This window comes from Xenorhabdus szentirmaii DSM 16338, assembly GCF_002632585.1.
Taxonomy (GTDB): Bacteria; Pseudomonadota; Gammaproteobacteria; order Enterobacterales; family Enterobacteriaceae; genus Xenorhabdus; species Xenorhabdus szentirmaii.
On record NZ_NIBV01000001.1, the window covers coordinates 1,132,972 to 1,150,871 of the forward strand.

Here is a 17,900-nt window from a genome sequence, read left to right on the forward strand (position 1 = left end):
TTGAGTATATGGTTTGAACCGGGGCAGCCCTGATTTTGTGTTTTTATCGGCTGCCCTACTGTGTGGTCATTCAGTGGAAGGTGTACCCGCAGAGTCCGCAGTTGGTGAGCTGTGACTCGTTGAAATCAAACCTTGTTTAATCGATTGTGACTCTTTGTCAGATGATTTATTGTCAGCGTCCAGAGTGCCGTTGATGGTTTGCTCAATATCATCAGCAGAAAGGTCACCTGTGACAGAGAGTGAAAAATTCCCTTCCCCTTGGATATTAAGCGGCTGCCAGCCCCAGTGTGGCAATAGGCTTAAATCCACATTCATGCCCCTGAAAGCAAGCTTAAAAGGCGTATGGGCCGTTTGTTGCTCTGCCGTCCCTGTTGCTTTTAATAGCCCGTCGCCTGTGAATGCATTGAGTTTATCAATGGTTATTTTGTCATCAGTCGCGTGTAATTGGATATAAGGATGCCTGAGTTCAATTTTGTTGAATGTTCCCCCTGTGGCTTGCAAAGAGGCCTGACCATTCCACAAACCCCAATGGCCGTTTTTCAGGATATTCATGGTATCAATATGGCCTGAAAGGGTGGTGAGCTGAAATGGAAAGCGGGGATTGGTATCAATCAACAAGGTGTTATTGAAGGTAATATCTTGTAGTTTCAGGGCGGAAATCCATTCTGGTGCAGCTTGTGTTAAGTCATTGAGCCATGTTGAAGGCAAAATATAAAACAGGCCGGTCACTGAGCTGTCTTTGATGGTCAGTTGGCGGTTTTGGCGATCCCATTCAGATTGGATATTGAAAAACCCTTTTTGATAGCGGGTCGTCAGGTTGGAAACTGCCAACGTATTACCAGAAAAATGGAGTTTTCCGAGCGTATCGCTGAACTCTGCGTTATTGAACACCATATTCATGACATTGAAATCAACCAGCCCATCTTCAGCATCCCAGCTTCCATTGACCAGCCCGAGATTTTTTATGGTGCTGTTTAAATAATCAATCGACCAATTTTTTCCTTGTAGCTTGGCATTGGTGATATTGAGGTCTTTAACGTGTATTGGAGGAAGATGGGTAATTTTTTCCTTCAATGCATTTAACGTCATGGGGGATTGCCAGCGAATATCATTGATCAGGAAATTGTTCCACTGCCAGCCGCCATTGGGTAACCATTGCCCATCCCCGGAGATAGCCCCTTGTAAAAAAGTGGCGCCAAAAGTATCAATAATGAGGGATTTATCGTGGTAACGGCCTTGCATCATGATATTCTCAATAGGAACGCCGTTCAAGTGGAGGGTATTGGCGCTGAACTGGTATTGCCCATTTCCGAATGGGGAACTTGCCGTAGGTGACCAAGGAGTAATGCCACCAGTGATATTTTTTCCTTCAACATGAATGTTTGGGGTGTTTAACTGAATATCCATTTGGTTCAGTTGCAAAATATCTGCCTGCAAGGGAGGCGGCAATTGTCTTTCCGAGAGAACTAACGTTCCTTGTTGTAATATCAGGCGATGGAAATTTTGCAGCGTCAGCAGATGTTGCCATTTGAAATCGAGATTGATGGTATTGGCACTGAGTGAAAAATCACTTTGTTTATCCCGGATGTCAACATGGCTGAATGCCAGAGTGGCAGGTTGCAACCAGCTGTGGCTGATGCTTTCAATACTGACCTGATAATGCCCTTGTTTGCTTAGCCATTGGCTTAATTGTTTTGCTCCCCAATGTGTTTGGAGAACAATATAGAGAGTAATCACTGCCAAGATAAACAACAGTAGAAGAGTAGCAAAACATTTTCTTAACCACTTCATGATTTCATCTCCGCATGGCCCCAACAGTCACTCTTTTATGCCGCAAAACGAATAGGCACTCAATAGGAGATTCTATTAAAAGTATCAATTAGGGTATTTTTAGGGAAATTCGTCTCGATATTGCGAATGGCTACGCAAAATAAATGCAAAAACTCCCGCAGGGCAAACGGGAGTATGAAGGAGGCCTTTCCGTTATTTTTCTTGAGGAAAAATCAAATTAAGCAGAATTGCGGTCAGCCCGCCTGCGGCAATCCCGGAAGAGAGTAAATTTCTCACCCAATCAGGGGCAAACTGCAATATTGACGGCTGTTGAGAGATACCTAAACCGACAGATAACGACAGCGCAATGATCATGATTGCACGACGATTAAGTGGTTCACGGGAAACAATTCTGATGCCCGAAGCGGCGATAGTGCCAAACATGACAATTGTTGCTCCGCCTAAAACAGGTTCAGGAATTTTCTGTACAAAGCCGGCAACATCAGGAAACAGCCCTAACAGAATAAGCATAGAGGCAATCAGATAACCGACATAGCGACTGGCAACGCCGGTCAACTGGATAACGCCATTATTCTGGCCGAAGCAGGAATTGGGAAACGTATTGAACACCGCAGAAACCATCGAATTCAGGCCATTTGCCAATACTCCACCCTTGATGCGCTTCATATACAGCGGACCACTGACTGGCTGCCCTGATACATCAGAGGTTGCCGTGATATCGCCAATCGTTTCCAGCGATGTCACCATAAAGATCAGAATAAGCGGGATAAGCAGGTTCCAGTCAAATGAAAGCCCATAATAAAAAGGTAAGGGGATGGTGATGACTGGCGTCTCTTCTTTTTGTGTCGGGGCAGGCAGCATGTCCATATACCAAGCCACCAAATAGCCAACGCCCATGGCAATAACTAAAGATGCAATGCGTAAATAAGGGTTTTTCTGACGGTTCAGCAATACGATGACGGCAAGTACAATGCCCGCTAACAACAGACTTTTGGGCGCCCCAAATGTACCATTTTGAATAGCTGAATAGCCTCCGCCGATTGAAGTTAACCCGACCTGAATCAGAGAAAGTCCAATAATCATGACAACAATACCGGATACCAGTGGTGTGATGACTCTCCTGGCCAGATGAAGTACGCGGGACAGCAAAATTTCGGTTACAGAAGCCAGCATCAGCGTACCAAACAGGGCGGCCATCATTGTTGGCGTATCTGCTCCCCCATTTTTTAATGCCAATCCTCCCATGATCAATGGGGCGACGAAATTAAAACTGGTTCCCTGAATTGAAAGTAAACCAGAGCCGACAGGCCCCCAGGATCGAATTTGAATGAGTGATGCCAGTCCTGAAGCAAACAGGGACATGCTGATGATGTGCTGAGTATCTTGTTTGGGAAGCCCGAGAGCTTGGCAAATCAACATCGCCGGAGTAATAACCGCAACGAACATCGCAAGTAAATGTTGGAATGCGGCAAATAAAGCTTGTGGAAAGGGAGGCTTATCTTCGAGACGATAAATTAATTCATTGTGTGATTTATCGGAGACGGCGGCTGAATTGGACTCACTGGCTAGGTTTACCATGTTGTGACATTCCAGATGAACAAAAAGAAACATTTTAATGATCTACGCCATTAAAGCAATCGTTTGCGTAAAGTTTTGTTTATGGAAAACGACTTAATTCCGTCACATTTTTAAATGTTTTAACTTGTGTTTATTAATGATTTTCTTTCTAATCCACCCCTTACCTGCTCTTGGCGTTTTTACAGGATGATTATAACGTCACATTAAATTTACATAATATTAACAATAGATGGGGTACATAAATGTATCATCTGGATATTTATGGCACGCTCGTTGCTGCCACACTTGTTTTGCTACTAGGAAGAAAACTTGTAAAATCAGTCTCATTTCTTGAGAAATATACGATCCCTGAACCCGTTGCAGGCGGACTATTAATCGCTTTTGTACTGTTGGCAGTAAAACAATTCATCAATTGGGAAATCGATTTCGATTTATCCCTCAAAGATCCCCTTATGTTGACGTTCTTTGCCACAATTGGCTTGAACGCGAACCTTGCCAGCCTGAAAGCAGGCGGAAAATCCCTGATCTTTTTTATCATTGCGGTTGTTGGCTTACTGCTGGTGCAGAACACTGTGGGCATCGCACTGGCGAAAATGCTGGGCCTCGATCCGTTGATGGGGCTGTTGGCTGGTACCATAACACTTTCAGGCGGTCATGGAACGGGGGCTGCATGGGGGCAAATATTCACTGAAAAATATGGATTTACGAGTGCGACAGAAGTCGCAATGGCTTGTGCGACGTTTGGATTGGTTTTAGGTGGCCTGATTGGTGGCCCGGTCGCACGTTTTTTAGTGAAAAATACCAAAACACCAGGTTTGAGCGCGGATGACGCAGAGCTCCCGACTGCATTTGAGAAACCGTATACTGGCAGGTTGATAACGCCATTGGTCATGTTGGAAACCATTGCCATGATCTCTGTCTGTCTGTTGGCTGGTAAATATATTCAGGACGCATTAAAAGGTAGTCTTTTTGAATTACCTAATTTTGTGTGTGTTCTGTTTGTCGGGGTAGTTCTCAGCAATGGTCTGTCGTTACTGGGTTTCTATCGGGTATTTGACCGAGCCGTTTCCGTATTGGGTAATGTCAGTTTGTCACTGTTCCTTGCGATGGCATTGATGAGTCTCAAATTGTGGCAATTAGCTTCCCTTGCATTGCCAATGTTGATCATTCTCTCTGTACAAGCAGTGGTTATGGCTCTATATGCCATTTTCGTCACTTATCGGGTTATGGGCAAAAATTTTGATGCGGCAGTACTCTCCGCTGGGCACTGTGGTTTTGGTTTAGGAGCAACACCAACAGCTATCGCGAATATGCAAGCGATTACTGACCGTTTCGGACCATCCCATGTGGCATTTCTTCTGGTGCCAATGGTTGGGGCATTCTTTATTGATATCGTTAACGCAGCGGTTATCAAGCTCTACCTGCTGTTACCGATATTCCCATCTGTTGCAGGTTAAATTGAACTATTTTCAACTTGCCTGAAGTTATGGGTTGTATGTGCCGCTGTGAATTCAGCGGCATTTTTTTACTTATTTATCATGACCATTTTTATTATTGAGACTCTTGCCGGTATTCAGGCATGACTATATTGCGAGCGATCCGGCAGCCAACGCTCAATCAGAGCCTTGGCATGTTCTGGATAGTGTTGGTGGATGTAGCGAGCGATGCGTTGCACTTCAGGCAGCATACTTTGATCCCGCAATAAATCCGCAATTTTGAATTCTGCGTTACCCGTTTGGCGTGTACCCAATAATTCCCCCGGCCCGCGAATTTCCAGATCTTTCTGGGCAATGACAAAACCATCATTACTGTCACGCAAAACTTGCAGACGTATTTTGGCCGTATTGGTCAGCGGTGTTTTATAGAGCAGAACACAATGTGAAGCAATAGCACCACGGCCAACACGCCCGCGAAGCTGATGCAACTGTGCTAATCCTAATCGCTCAGGGTTATCAATGATCATCAGGCTGGCATTTGGAACATCTACGCCAACTTCAATGACCGTGGTGGCGACCAACAATTGCAATTCACCTTGTTTGAAAGCCTCCATGATGGCCTGCTTTTCTGCGGGTTTCATTCTGCCATGAACCAAACCGATTTTCAGTTCCGGCAATGCCAGTGCCAATTCTTCACTGGTTGCCTGCGCTGCCTGAGCTTCCAATACATCAGAATCTTCAATCAGAGTGCACACCCAGTAAGCTTGGCGTCCTTCATCCAAACAGGCACTTTTGATGCGCTGGATAATATCGTTCCGGCGAGTGTCAGGGATGGCAACAGTGGTTACCGGGGTCCGCCCCGGAGGTAATTCATCAATGATGGATGTGTCTAAATCCGCATAGGCAGTCATTGCCAGTGTGCGCGGAATGGGGGTTGCTGTCATGATTAACTGATGGGGATGGAAACCTTGTTCGCGGCCTTTTTCCCATAATGCCAAACGTTGATGAACCCCAAAGCGGTGTTGTTCATCAATGATAACCAGTGCCAATCCTGCAAATTTGACCTGCTCTTGAAACATCGCATGAGTACCGACGACCATGCTCACTTGACCACCCGCAATGGCTTCTTGCTGTGCCTGACGTGCTTTGCCTTTCTGCTTGCCTGCAAGCCAGCCGACCTGAAAACCGAGTGGCTCCAGCCAGTTGCGAAAAGTATTGGCATGTTGTTCCGCCAGCAATTCTGTGGGGGCCATTAATGCAACCTGTTTACCATGAACAATGGCACGCACTGCGGCAAGAGCTGCCACCAGTGTTTTGCCTGATCCCACATCGCCCTGTATCAGGCGCATCATGGGAACATTTTTTTCCAAATCACATTCTATTTCGGCAACGACCCGATTTTGGGCATTTGTTGGTGAGAATGGCAACTGGGCGAGAAGTTGCTGCTTCAATGTATTGTTTGCAGTAAGTGGTTGAGCGTGAAAGCGCTGTGCCCCGGCCCTGACAGCCAGCATACTTAAATGGTGTGCCAGCAACTCTTCAAGAATCAGCCGGTTTTGGGCAGGGTGACGGCCTTTCTCTAAGTCAATCAGTGAGATATCCGGAGGGGGGCGGTGCAATGTATGCAGGGCATTGGGCAGGCTGATTATTTTGCGGCTGAATTCTTCGGGCAATAATTCGTTGATGGCACAGGCGTCCAGTATCTCCAATGCTTGTTCAATCAGCTTGCGCAGCGTTGTTTGGCGCACGCCCTCCGTAGTGGGATAGATAGGTGTTAGCGTATCTTGCAACTGAATACGGTCAGCGTGTTGCTGGACCTTATATTCAGGATGAATGATTTCCGGCCCCTGATTTCCCCGACGAATCTCCCCATAAGCAACAACGTGTTTTCCTTCGGCCAAATTATTTTTCATGGCAGCTGTGAAATTGAAAAAACGCAGGGTCAATATACCTGTACCATCACTTATCTGGCAGGTCATCGTGCGCCGGCGGCCAAAGATCACATGGGTTCGCAATACTTCACCAGTGACTGTTGCATATGTGCCGGGCAACAGTTCATTGATAGTATACAATCGTGTCTGGTCTTCATAACGGAGAGGCAGATGCAGCAACAAATCCTGTAGATTGACCAACCCTAATTTGGCAAGTTTAGTCACCTGACTCTCTCCGACACCGCGCAGGGTTGTTAAAGGGATGGCATCAAGTAATTGGCCTTTCATACAAATCTCCGTTAGTGTGATTTATTTCCTTTTTGATGGCGCCGTTGTTGCTTGCATGGCTGCCCACCAAGATTCACTTGCTATGATCTGCCCTTGTTGATCAATTAATGGTTGTTCCAGCCCCTTACGGCGAGAAACGGCAGCCAAAACGGGATAGCCTCCCTCGAAAAGCAACTTTTGTTGTTCTTCTTTGGACAGAGAGCTTTCTTCTCGTTGATACATTCCCGCCAATTGACGCTGTCGCTGTGCTTCATACAGGATCAGTGCAGAAGCAACCGAAACATTCAGTGATTGCACCATACCCGCCATTGGAATGATGATGTCTTGATCTGCCAACGCGATGGCCTGTTTTGAAATTCCCTTTTTTTCCTGCCCCATGATAATGCATGTCGGTTTAGTATAATCAATTTGGCGGAAATCAATGGCCTTATCAGAAAGGTGGGTTGCCAGAACTTGCATTCCATTGGATTTAAATTGCTGGACAGCCTGCTCAATCGTAGTGTGCGTTTTCACACTAACCCAGCTATTGCTGCCGGCAGCAGAAGAGAGTTGGGTTCTTAATTGCTCGTTGGGCCAGACGGTATGGATTTGGTGGATACCCACGGCATCCGCTGTACGAATGACGGCGGATACGTTATGGGGTTTATGGACTTCTTCTAAACAAATTGTCAGGTCAGATTGGCGCATTGCCATCATCTGGCAAATACGTGCGTAACGTTTAGGATTCATAACCTCTAATTTCGGTTACGGCTGACTCGCATAACATCTGGCATGACACGTATCTTGCGCATGATATTTGCCAGTTGGATACGGTTTTTGGTGGTCAGCCTGATGAAAGCACAATAAACACGGCCATCTTTTTCCTCCGTATTCATACCTTGAATGCTGGAGTTTGCATCGTTAATGGCTGCGGTCAGATTTGCCAGTGCACCCTGATGGTTAAACATATCAACCTTAATTTCGGCGATAAAATCGCTATTGATATCTTTATCCCACTCTACGGGCATGAATTTTTCAGGTTCTTTCTGGTAGCCACGAATATTACGGCAGGATTCGTGATGGATGACCAACCCTTTTCCTGGGCTGATGTGGGCAATAATGGGGTCGCCCGGAATTGGGCGGCAGCACTTGGCAAACGTGATTAAAATACCATCAGCCCCTTTGATGGGCAGTTTGCGATTTATGTTGTTGTTGCCATTAGGGGTTTTTTCTTCAGCATCTTCTGCACCCAGTAATAAATTACGGGCAACGACCACGCTCATGGCATTGCCAAGGCCGATTTCCGCCAGCAAATCATCCAATGTGGCGAGTTTCATCCTTGCCAGTTCTTTGTTGATGTTTTTCTGTGGAATATCGGTAATTTTGGTTCCATTGCCAAGGGCATGGTTGAGTAGGCGACGCCCCAATCCGACAGAATCATCCCGTTTTAGGTTTTTCAGTAATTGACGGATTTTAGCCCTTGCTTTGGAGCTGACGACAAAATTCAGCCATGCAGCATTAGGGCGAGCCCCTGGTGCTGTGATTATTTCGACAGTTTGCCCACTGCTGAGTGTTTGTGAGAGAGGATAAGGCAGACGATCAACACGAGCACCCACACAGGCGTGGCCGATATCCGTATGGACGGCGTAGGCAAAATCGACAGGTGTTGCCCCTGCGGGTAATTCAACAATACGCCCCTCAGGTGTGAATACGTAAATCTCATCAGGAAACAGATCGGATTTTACGCTTTCAATAAATTCAAATGAACTACCGGCACTTTGCTGGAGTTCCAACAGGCTCTGCATCCAGCGTTGAGCACGAACCTGCGCGGTTGTGCCCGATTCTCCCTGCTCTTTATAAGCCCAGTGTGCTGCAACCCCCATTTCAGCCATTTGATCCATATCTTCGGTACGGATCTGAACTTCAACGGGTACGCCATGCGGGCCGATAAGAGAGGTATGCAAGGATTGATAGCCGTTGGCTTTGGGAATGGCAATATAATCTTTTACTCTGCCGGGGCGCGGTTTATATAAACTGTGCATTTGCCCCAGTACGCGATAGCAGGTATCAAGATTATCAACGATGACCCGAAAGGCGTAAATATCCATGATGGAATGAAAACGCTGCTCTTTCAGGTGCATCTTGCGATAGATAGAGTAGAGGTGTTTTTCCCGGCCGTTGACGGCACACTGAATGCCTGCATCCGTCAATCTGCCTTCGATCTCAGATAGAATTTTCTGGATCATCTCTTTCCGGTTACCACGGGCGGCTTTCACAACCTCTTTAATTACGCGGTAACGGTTAGGATACAGGGCTTCAAACCCAAGCTCTTCCAGCTCTGTTTTTAGATGATGAATACCCAGACGGTGAGCCAGAGGGCTATAAATTTCCAGCGTCTCCCTGGCAATGCGCCGCCGTTTATCAGGGCGCAAGGAGCCAAGGGTTCGCATATTGTGTGTTCGGTCTGCCAGTTTGATCAAAATGACGCGAATATCCTGCACCATTGCCATGATCATTTTGCGGAAGTTTTCAGCCTGTGCTTCCTTTTTGTCACGGAAGTTCAGCTTATCCAGTTTAGAGACACCTTCTACTAAACCCGCAACGGCCGTGCCAAATAACTGTTCTATGTCCTGAAAGGTCGTCGGAGTATCTTCAATCACGTCATGCAGAAGTGCTGCCATCAGTGTTTCATGGTCAAGACGCATTTCGGCCAGGATACAAGAAACAGCAACAGGGTGAGTAATATAAGGCTCACCACTAGAGCGGGCCTGCCCTTCGTGGGCATCCCGCGCAACCACATAGGCCTGTTTAAGCAGATCGATTTGATCTTCAGGCAAATATTTCAGAACTAGCTGATTCAGGCTTTCAAACAGGTACAAGGCAGACCTACCGTAAAATTAACGACGACCTTCAGCGATAGCAGAAACGGCTTTGATTTCTGCTGCTTCTTGTTCTTGCTGTTCCTGACGTTCACGAACATCAAGAATTTTGTTGTTGATGAGGCCTTGCTCGATTTCACGCAGAGCGATAACAGTCATCTTATCGTTTTCTTCCGGAACGAGAGGATCTTTGCCACCGGATTGCAGTTGGCGTGCTCGGCGAGCAGCGACCAACACCAGGTCAAAACGGTTACCAATTTTTTCTACTGCGTCTTGAACAGTTACGCGTGCCATATGTGTGCTACTCCACAGATAAATAAATGACTGGGCATAATACTGAAACTTGGTTCAGTCTGCCAATAATTTGCTGATTAAGGCATCATGCCGCTGAGTCTGACGATCTAATCGCAGACGCTCTGAACGAATAACAGATTGTAAATCGGCCAGTGCCGTATTGAAATCATCGTTGATGATGATGTAATCATATTCGTTGTAATGTTCCATCTCCGCGACAGCCTGAGCCATGCGTTTAGCAATGGTTTCTTCGCTATCTTGCCCGCGTCCGCGCAGGCGGCGGAGTAACTCTTCCCTGGATGGCGGAAGAATGAAAATACTGTGGGCTGCCGGCATTTTCTGACGGATTTGCTGCGCACCTTGCCAGTCAATATCAAGAAAAACATCAACGCCACTGGCGAGTGTATCTTCGATGACTTTTCGGGATGTGCCGTAATAGTTACCAAAAACACAGGCATATTCCAAAAATTCATCATGGCTGATCATATTCTGAAATTCGTCTACTGTGACGAAAAAATAATGTTCACCATGATTTTCGCCCGAACGAGCTTGGCGTGTTGTATGCGAAACAGAAACCTGCGTGTCATACAACGGCTGAGTTTTTAATAAAGCCTGAATGAGGCTTGATTTACCTGCTCCACTCGGCGCAGAAACAATATATAACGTTCCTTGGTTCATGATGATTTCTTGACTGATTGGGTATAAATAAATGCAAGCGCAGGAATATAAAATCCCACATAGTATACACGGATACGTTAATCCATGCAGCGTTACAATACATGGCAACGAACATTTCAACAAAATTTTTTCTAAACAAACTGAGAATAAAGGAATATTTTGCAAAACATTTTCAGAAAAAATAAATGGTTGCAGAAATTGTCAGTTTATTTTTCGAAATGCTTCGCAAACCCTTCATTTCCATATTGGTAAAAGTCATTCCTTTTTCTATTCTTTGCCCGTGTTTTAGGAGCCGATGGAGCAAGGATGCTTAACTTTTTCATTCATTTTTTTATCACTTTCTGGATATTGCTGGCTGGCGTGCCCGCTGTATTTGCCAATAAAACCGATTGCGCTGTATGGCCACAAGATAAGCTTCAGCATGAAATTACTCAATTGACAACGCAAGTGGTGAAATGGAATCACCTTTATCGCCAGCAGGGTATCAGTGAAATAGATGATGAGATTTATGACCAATTATTGGAAACTTTGGCGCTCTGGCAGGGGTGTTTAAAGCAGAAATCCAGTCATCCCTTTACCGTTACGATTGCAGAAGAGGGAAAACAACAGCATCCCGTCCAACACACAGGGTTGCATAAACTGAAAGATATAAAGGAAGTCAGGCAGTGGCTACAGGGACGAGAGAAGGTTTGGTTGCAACCTAAAATTGATGGTGTCGCAGTCACATTGGTTTATGAAAAAGGCCAGTTGGTACAGCTGATTAGCCGTGGTGATAGCAAGGAAGGAACAGACTGGATGGATAAAAGCCCGTTTATTCCCAGTATTCCCAAACAGATAAAAAATGCGCCGGAACGTTTGGTATTGCAGGGTGAGCTGTTCTGGCAACAGGCACTTCACCAGCAATCTGTTGCCGGCAGTCAGGGTTTGCGCAGTAAAGTTGCAGGGTTGATGATGCGTAATTCACCTGTGCCAGAGCTTGAGCACGTAGGTATTTTCATCTGGAGTTGGCCGGATGGGCCAGATGAGATGACCAATAAACTGGAACAATTGGCGTTGATGGGCTTTCCCATTGTTCAGCAATACAGTCACCCTATCGAGAGTGCAGAAGATGCAGAGAAAAAATGGAAGGAATATTTTACTCAACCTCTTCCTTTTGCTAGCGATGGCATTGTATTGCGGCAGGAAATTGAACCGGCCGGCCGGCAATGGCGCTCCGGTTCAAACAGTTGGGCCGTTGCATGGAAATATCCGCTGCGACAGCAAGTGACGACCGTAAAAAATGTTAATTTCACGGTAGGGAGAACGGGAAGAATATCCGTTGTCTTAGCACTGGAGAAAGTGAAGGTAGATGATCGTCAGGTTAGCCACATTAATATTGGTTCAATCAGACGTTGGAAACAATGGAATGTTTATCCCGGCGATAAAATTACTGTCGCTTTGGCCGGGCATGGAATACCTAAACTCGATAAAGTGGTGTGGCGTATTGCTGAGCGTTCAAATATCCAGTTACCGGACGAGCGCGATTATCATTTTCTCAGCTGCTTGTCACTGAACCAGACAGATGATGCACATCATTTAAATTCTCATTGCCGCCAGCAATTTATTGCCCGCCTGACATGGCAGGGGGAAAAATTGAAAATGAAAGGTATTGGGCAGGGCACATGGTCCGCTTTAGTCACGAATGGCTTGGTAACGAATTTAACGGATTGGCTGTCATTGGATAAAGAGCAACTTTCTACAGTGGCAAATATCGGGAGCAAGCGTGCCGGGTTGATTTTTTCTCAATTCCAGCAAGCAAAATTACAGCCCTTGCCCTTGTGGCGCGAAGCCATCGGCCTTCCTTATGCCAGCCGTTACAAGGATAAAAAAGGATGGCAGTGGGAAGAATATTTTTCAGATACGGATGAGAAAAAGTCAAATTCATGGACAGTGAAACAAAAAGAAAAGGTTGTGGCTTTCTTGCAACATCCTGATATTGAGGCGGTTATTCGTACTTTAATTATCTATGGGATTAATGAGATATAGGGATGATTCTCACTAATTTTTATTCGGTATACAGACAGTTAGCTTACGCATAAATGATGTGGATATATAAATGATGTGGTTTAAGCGGAGAAATTCTTAAAGTTTATACCTGATGGTTTTCAAGTTGCAGGCAGTAAAGCTGCAACCTGAAAGACGATGGTGCTATCAGTGATCCATACCATCATAATTAAAGATAGGCAGGCCGAGGCGATAACGAATAGCGATCAATCGGGCAGTGAGTCCGGCAATCAGAGTGATTAGAACGACACTGTTCGGGTGCAAGGGCGTGTTCAATAAAGCGATATAGAGCCAGGCTGCGGCAAAGGAGACACCCGCATAAATCTCTTTTTGGAATACCAAGGGAATGGTATTACAAAACATATCGCGCAACACTCCGCCAAAAACGCCGGTAATGACAGCAGCAATCGCTGCGATGATAGGGCTGTAATGCATTTCTAATGCGATTTGTGCACCAATAATAGAGAAGACAATTAAACCAATAGCATCAAGGATAAGAAATAAGCGACGTAGATGTTTCATCATTGGAGCAACCCAGATTGTGAGCACGGCAGCGCAAGCAACAGTCACGATGTATTCTGGGTTTTTTACCCAACCAAGAGGATAATGGCCGAGAATAATATCGCGGACTGTGCCACCACCGATGGCGGTCACGGAAGCAATAATGATGACACCGAATACATCCATTTTCCGACGGCCTGCGGCTAGGGCGCCGGTCATGGCTTCGGCTGTAATACCAATGATATAAAGGACACTGAGTAGCATAAGTTTAGCCAAATGGAATAACGTAGAGGTAAAGAGTACTGTTGAAATAATAACGTCTCGACTGAATTTTTTTAGTTAAATTTCAATAAAATTAGATTTTATTATCCGAAACCTCTGAATATAAGGTGGAGAAAATGGCCTTTAAAGAACGTCAGATTACATTTGATAATCGTAGCCATCAGATAACCAATATAAATGTCTGGACACCTGACAGCCAATGGTTGGTATACGATGTTCGTCCTGATGGGACATCTTTTACTGGTTTAACGATAGAAAAAATTCATGTTGATAACGGGCAAATTGAAGTTGTCCATTTGGCCGGAGAAGGGGCTCATGTTGGTGTTGTGACGGTGAGCCAGAAAGATCCGGTTCGTTATGCCTTCATTCATGGCCCGGAAAAACCAGATGCCCAGTGGCAGTATGATTTCCACCATCGTCGGGGAGTCACTGTTTCCGAGGAGCGGCCAAATGTGGCGGTTAACATTGATGCAATGGATATTACCCCTCCCTATACCGCAGGCGCTTTACGTGGAGGCACTCATGTCCATGTTTTCAGTCCTGATGGCAGTCGTTTAAGTTTCACCTATAACGATCATGTTATGCATGAGCTTGATCCTGCACGCGACTTACGCAATGTCGCTGTGGCTGTCCCATTAAAACCAGTGATATCCGCGAAAAAACATCCGAGAGAATACGATGGCAGCTATTTTTCTGTTGTTGTCAGCCAAACAACCGAACATCCCCGTCCCGGCAGTGATGACATCAATCGGGCTTATGAAGAAGGATGGGTCGGGCAACGGGGTTATCTCAAAGATAATGGTCAGTGGCAGCGTTGGGCGTTGGCTTTTATTGGGGATACCCGCAATGAAAACGGTGAAAAGATACCTGAAATTTATCTCGTTGATTTACCGGAAAGCGATGACGATTACGCTGTTGCAGGCAATTATCCTTTGGCCGGCACTGAAACAACATTGCCAGCGCCTCCGGCAGGAGTGGCGCAGAGGCGCTTAACGTTTACACATGCCAATCGTTGGCCGGGAATAGTGAATCTTCCCCGGCATTGGTTGAGGACTTCGCCAGATGGCAGCAAAATCTGTTTCTTAATGAAAGATGACAATGGGATTGTTCAGTTGTGGTTCATTTCTCCCAACGGAGGAGAACCAAAACAGCTCACTGATGGCAATGCCGGTGTACAATCTGCATTTAGTTGGGATAGCCGTGGTCGGTTTATTGCCTGTGTTTGTGACAACAGTGTGGTACTTTGTGATAGTCAAAATGGTGAAATCCGGCGTTTAACACAGCGTACAGAAGAAGCCCCTTGTGCAGATGCAATCGTTATATCACCGGATGATCGCTATGTTGCTTTTATGCGTGATGTTGAGGGTTACCGGCAGGTATTTGTTGTCGAAACCGGGATTGATTGAAATAAGTTTTATTGGGTATCGCTGATTAAAAGCGATGCCCAAGGAGATACAAGTGAAATGCTGTGTTATCGAAATACAAGGTCATCGAAATACAGTATTGTTATGGAATAATGAGCACTCATGGAAGAGATGCATAATTGTTATGTGCATTTTGTTCATCATGGTATTGATCCGCTTGCACTGTATCGGTTTTTTTCAGCATATCGATACGATGTTTAGGGGATTGTTCTGCGTTATTCTTATTGGCCCGAGAATAATCATAAGGGAGCAGAAGTGTATCCAGAAAGGCAGAGAATGGAAGGTCGACGGCAAGAATAGGTTTCATGACCCACCCTGTCTGATCATCTTTTAGCATATCAATATTGGCTCTTGCACCAGAGTAATAGCCTTGATAAGGGCCACTGTGTGTCATGATGCTAGAACAACCAGTGACAAGTGACCACCCCAATATAGTACACAGTAATAGAAGTACTTTACGGTTTTTCATCGTTTCCATGATCTCACTGAGTTAATTTGCCAATGTTCAGATACTTTATTTGCTTTTTAACACCACTTTTTCCAAAGTGTGAAGGTGTAAATCTGTAATGCTGTTTATTTTTTAATACTATCTACTATAGTCAGGTAGTATCCAGTTTGCTATAGCACTTATCGCTAAATTTAATAATTTTTGTGATGGGAACTTTAATTTTGTCTTTAGGTTTACTTTTTAAGGTAATTTCGGAAATGTTTATCTATTCAGCTGATTGATGGTAGATAAAATGAGATTTTTGACTTGCGCTAACTAAGCACATATTAAGTTCGTTAGTCAGGCATAGCATGAGGCCAATCAATATCGATTTGTGGTGTAAAAAAGAACCTGTGATATGGCCTGATGTTTTTTTATTTTTCAGGGGATCTTGCGAAGACATATATGAAGATAGGGAAATGTTGATAATCAGGCATTTTTTTAGCAAAAAACGCAATAAACATTAAATGTGCTTTAGATCACAAAATATGCCGGAATTACCTGAATTTGAGATAGTAGAGGAAGTTTAAGGTAAAAAAACATATCTTATTCAAACTATTACATAATATTTTTTATGATTAAATATACACAGTTCAGGGAAGGTATATAAACAAGGATTGTTTTCCTTTCCTATTGTGTGTGAAGAATTCTTTTAGGATTCTAATAACTACTGTCCTGTTCGCAGGTAAAAGTCCTCGTTATCATCTTGCTCCCCTAACTAAGGGAGCTTTTTTATTGTAGTGCATAGGGCTATGTTCATTTCCGGCCAATTAAAATTCACTGAATGATTTGAATCCGCGGCTCATTCCAGCCAAATAAAGTGATATGATTAGTTAAGACATTCTTAATATTAAAAATATTTCTTCATTTTTCCTCCCTGCTCATTTGCTGACAAATCGATAGCTGTAAAATCTTTTCATTTTCATTAACTTTGAAAATCGCTATGATGGCTCATGCAATACATATCAAAATCACATCGCCATTAAAGAGTGAGTACTGCACGCTAACACTTCAATATCACTAATAATAAAGTATGAAATTAGTAATATAACTAATAGTTAATCATTAGGCATGACTATATGAAAAATGAAAGTAATATATCGGAAATGGAAAACCATTTTAGTATGAAAAAGGCAACAGCCGAACAAAAGAATTCTCCCTGGCGGGAATTTGGGCTTGGCATGTATAAGATGTTACCACTTTGTTTATCGGTTATTCCTTGGGGAATATTGGCGGGTTCAATGGCTGTTCAATCGGGTTTAACCATCGGGCAAAGTATTGGCATGTCTTTAATTCTGTTTGCCGGTGCTGCTCAATTAGTTACATTGGGTTTGTTGACATCAGGGGCCAGTATTGCCACGATTATTATTTCTATTTTTTTCATTACTTCTCAGCACTTTCTTTACGGGTTAACACTGCGTGAATATGTCGCAAACCTGAAAGCCCGCTATAGAATTCCCATCGGTTTTTTACTGACTGATGAACTATTCGCATTAAGTTGTGCCCAACAAGATAAAAAAAGTTTAACAGCCAGTTATTTAATTGGTGCTGGGTTTTGTTTTTATTTCTGCTGGAATTTATTTAGTCTGTTTGGAATATTCATGGCATCATCCATTCCTGATCTGGATAAATATCACCTTGACTTCTCTATCATTGCAACATTTATTACGATCATCATACCCATGATAAAGAAAATGAGTGTGTTATGTGGTGTTTGCTTCTCTTTGGTTTTATCGATGGTATTATCTTATTTTCATATTGAAGGTGCTATTATTATTGCAGGCGTCAGCGGAATGTTTTTCTCAGTGTTTATCGCTAGAGTAATGAAGGAGTCGGTATGAGTTGGGTTCTGATTTTTGTTTTAGGTGGTGTTATATTCTTTAACCGTTATGTTTTCCTTGAGCCCAAGATGCCAGTAAAACTGCCCAAAATAATTAATGAATCTTTGAAGTATTCAGCACCTTGTTTACTTATCGCCATTTGTGGGCCCATTATTTTAATGGAAAATGGTGAGTTACGGGAGTTTCCAAGCAATCCCTATTTGTGGGGAGCATTATTTACGGCATTGTTTGCTTTCTTTATTCGTAACCTTGTTATTTGCGTTATTCTGAGCTTGATAATGTTTTATATTTTATTAGCTGTTTTATGATAGGAAAAGTGTATTTCCTGTTATGGCATCGGCAGTTAAAAAATATCTGCTAATTAAAAAATATCTGCTAATTAAAAAATATCGAATGGTTAAAAAATATTGAATGGTTAAAAAACGCCTGTTACGGGCGTTTTTTAACTTGAGTAGCATTTTTTAACTT

At 44.1% G+C, this 17,900-nt stretch carries 14 protein-coding genes; 5 read left to right on the forward strand and 9 right to left on the reverse strand.

The window, feature by feature from the left end; genetic code table 11:
• Positions 1-66: 66 nt before the first annotated feature.
• The gene (locus tag Xsze_RS05310) at positions 67-1,791 is read right to left on the reverse strand and encodes an AsmA family protein (RefSeq protein ID WP_051462542.1); all 1,725 of its coding nucleotides are present in this window, start codon (positions 1,789-1,791) and stop codon (positions 67-69) included.
• A gap of 192 nt (positions 1,792-1,983) precedes the next feature.
• On the reverse strand, positions 1,984-3,402 hold the full coding sequence (locus Xsze_RS05315; RefSeq protein WP_408673095.1) for a uracil-xanthine permease family protein: 1,419 nt from the start codon (positions 3,400-3,402) through the stop codon (positions 1,984-1,986).
• Between the two features lie 209 nt (positions 3,403-3,611).
• Between Xsze_RS05315 and gltS the strand changes: the two genes are divergently transcribed.
• Entirely contained in the window at positions 3,612-4,826 is a 1,215-nt protein-coding gene (gene gltS, locus Xsze_RS05320) for a sodium/glutamate symporter (protein ID WP_038241030.1), read from the forward strand.
• Between the two features lie 116 nt (positions 4,827-4,942).
• On the opposite strand, the gene recG is transcribed toward gltS, so the two are convergent.
• Genes recG through gmk form a run of 5 tightly spaced genes read right to left on the reverse strand, consistent with a single transcriptional unit; the run spans position 4,943 to position 10,854 of the window.
• Complete coding sequence (recG, locus tag Xsze_RS05325; protein ID WP_038241032.1) at positions 4,943-7,024, reverse strand: ATP-dependent DNA helicase RecG; 2,082 nt, start codon at positions 7,022-7,024, stop codon at positions 4,943-4,945.
• Between the two features lie 21 nt (positions 7,025-7,045).
• Positions 7,046-7,753 carry a tRNA (guanosine(18)-2'-O)-methyltransferase TrmH gene (gene trmH / locus Xsze_RS05330; protein ID WP_038241035.1) on the reverse strand — a complete coding sequence of 236 codons (708 nt, stop codon included), beginning with the start codon at positions 7,751-7,753 and terminating at the stop codon, positions 7,046-7,048.
• A gap of 5 nt (positions 7,754-7,758) precedes the next feature.
• A complete protein-coding gene (spoT, locus tag Xsze_RS05335) occupies positions 7,759-9,882 on the reverse strand; it encodes a bifunctional GTP diphosphokinase/guanosine-3',5'-bis pyrophosphate 3'-pyrophosphohydrolase (RefSeq protein WP_038241036.1) in 2,124 nt (707 codons plus the stop codon).
• An 18-nt stretch (positions 9,883-9,900) separates the two neighbouring features.
• On the reverse strand, positions 9,901-10,176 hold the full coding sequence (rpoZ, locus tag Xsze_RS05340; protein WP_013185697.1) for a DNA-directed RNA polymerase subunit omega: 276 nt from the start codon (positions 10,174-10,176) through the stop codon (positions 9,901-9,903).
• Positions 10,177-10,230: 54 nt separating this feature from the next.
• On the reverse strand, positions 10,231-10,854 hold the full coding sequence (gmk, locus tag Xsze_RS05345) for a guanylate kinase (protein WP_038241038.1): 624 nt from the start codon (positions 10,852-10,854) through the stop codon (positions 10,231-10,233).
• A gap of 306 nt (positions 10,855-11,160) precedes the next feature.
• On the opposite strand from gmk, the gene ligB reads away from it, so the two are divergent.
• The gene (ligB, locus tag Xsze_RS05350; RefSeq protein ID WP_038241041.1) at positions 11,161-12,879 is read left to right on the forward strand and encodes an NAD-dependent DNA ligase LigB; all 1,719 of its coding nucleotides are present in this window, start codon (positions 11,161-11,163) and stop codon (positions 12,877-12,879) included.
• A 165-nt stretch (positions 12,880-13,044) separates the two neighbouring features.
• On the opposite strand, the gene Xsze_RS05355 is transcribed toward ligB, so the two are convergent.
• Positions 13,045-13,662, reverse strand: coding sequence for a trimeric intracellular cation channel family protein (locus Xsze_RS05355; protein WP_038241043.1), 618 nt, complete (start codon positions 13,660-13,662; stop codon positions 13,045-13,047).
• A 134-nt stretch (positions 13,663-13,796) separates the two neighbouring features.
• Between Xsze_RS05355 and Xsze_RS05360 the strand changes: the two genes are divergently transcribed.
• Complete coding sequence (locus Xsze_RS05360) at positions 13,797-15,086, forward strand: YidR family protein (RefSeq protein ID WP_038241045.1); 1,290 nt, start codon at positions 13,797-13,799, stop codon at positions 15,084-15,086.
• Between the two features lie 118 nt (positions 15,087-15,204).
• On the opposite strand, the gene Xsze_RS05365 is transcribed toward Xsze_RS05360, so the two are convergent.
• Positions 15,205-15,573, reverse strand: a complete 369-nt coding sequence (locus Xsze_RS05365) for a YceK/YidQ family lipoprotein (RefSeq protein ID WP_244431856.1) — start codon at positions 15,571-15,573, stop codon at positions 15,205-15,207.
• Between the two features lie 1,124 nt (positions 15,574-16,697).
• On the opposite strand from Xsze_RS05365, the gene Xsze_RS05370 reads away from it, so the two are divergent.
• Positions 16,698-17,432 (forward strand): AzlC family ABC transporter permease, encoded by a 735-nt coding sequence (locus Xsze_RS05370; protein ID WP_038241150.1) that lies wholly within the window; start codon positions 16,698-16,700, stop codon positions 17,430-17,432.
• Positions 17,429-17,740, forward strand: a complete 312-nt coding sequence (locus Xsze_RS05375) for an AzlD domain-containing protein (RefSeq protein WP_038241047.1) — start codon at positions 17,429-17,431, stop codon at positions 17,738-17,740. Before Xsze_RS05370 ends, Xsze_RS05375 begins: the two co-directional genes overlap by 4 nt.
• The last annotated feature ends 160 nt before the right edge of the window (positions 17,741-17,900 follow it).

Bases quoted from the DNA above. Each gene is read 5' to 3' on its own strand.
- Xsze_RS05365 (WP_244431856.1), bottom strand. From the start codon at position 15,573: ATGAAAAACCGTAAAGTACTTCTATTACTGTGTACTATATTGGGGTGG.
- Xsze_RS05360 (WP_038241045.1), top strand. From the start codon at position 13,797: ATGGCCTTTAAAGAACGTCAGATTACATTTGATAATCGTAGCCATCAG.
- Xsze_RS05370 (WP_038241150.1), top strand. From the start codon at position 16,698: ATGGAAAACCATTTTAGTATGAAAAAGGCAACAGCCGAACAAAAGAAT.
- gmk (WP_038241038.1), bottom strand. From the start codon at position 10,854: ATGAACCAAGGAACGTTATATATTGTTTCTGCGCCGAGTGGAGCAGGT.
- Xsze_RS05375 (WP_038241047.1), top strand. From the start codon at position 17,429: ATGAGTTGGGTTCTGATTTTTGTTTTAGGTGGTGTTATATTCTTTAAC.
- rpoZ (WP_013185697.1), bottom strand. From the start codon at position 10,176: ATGGCACGCGTAACTGTTCAAGACGCAGTAGAAAAAATTGGTAACCGT.
- recG (WP_038241032.1), bottom strand. From the start codon at position 7,024: ATGAAAGGCCAATTACTTGATGCCATCCCTTTAACAACCCTGCGCGGT.
- Xsze_RS05315 (WP_408673095.1), bottom strand. From the start codon at position 3,402: ATGTTTCTTTTTGTTCATCTGGAATGTCACAACATGGTAAACCTAGCC.
- Xsze_RS05310 (WP_051462542.1), bottom strand. From the start codon at position 1,791: ATGAAGTGGTTAAGAAAATGTTTTGCTACTCTTCTACTGTTGTTTATC.
- trmH (WP_038241035.1), bottom strand. From the start codon at position 7,753: ATGAATCCTAAACGTTACGCACGTATTTGCCAGATGATGGCAATGCGC.
- ligB (WP_038241041.1), top strand. From the start codon at position 11,161: ATGCTTAACTTTTTCATTCATTTTTTTATCACTTTCTGGATATTGCTG.
- Xsze_RS05355 (WP_038241043.1), bottom strand. From the start codon at position 13,662: ATGCTACTCAGTGTCCTTTATATCATTGGTATTACAGCCGAAGCCATG.
- gltS (WP_038241030.1), top strand. From the start codon at position 3,612: ATGTATCATCTGGATATTTATGGCACGCTCGTTGCTGCCACACTTGTT.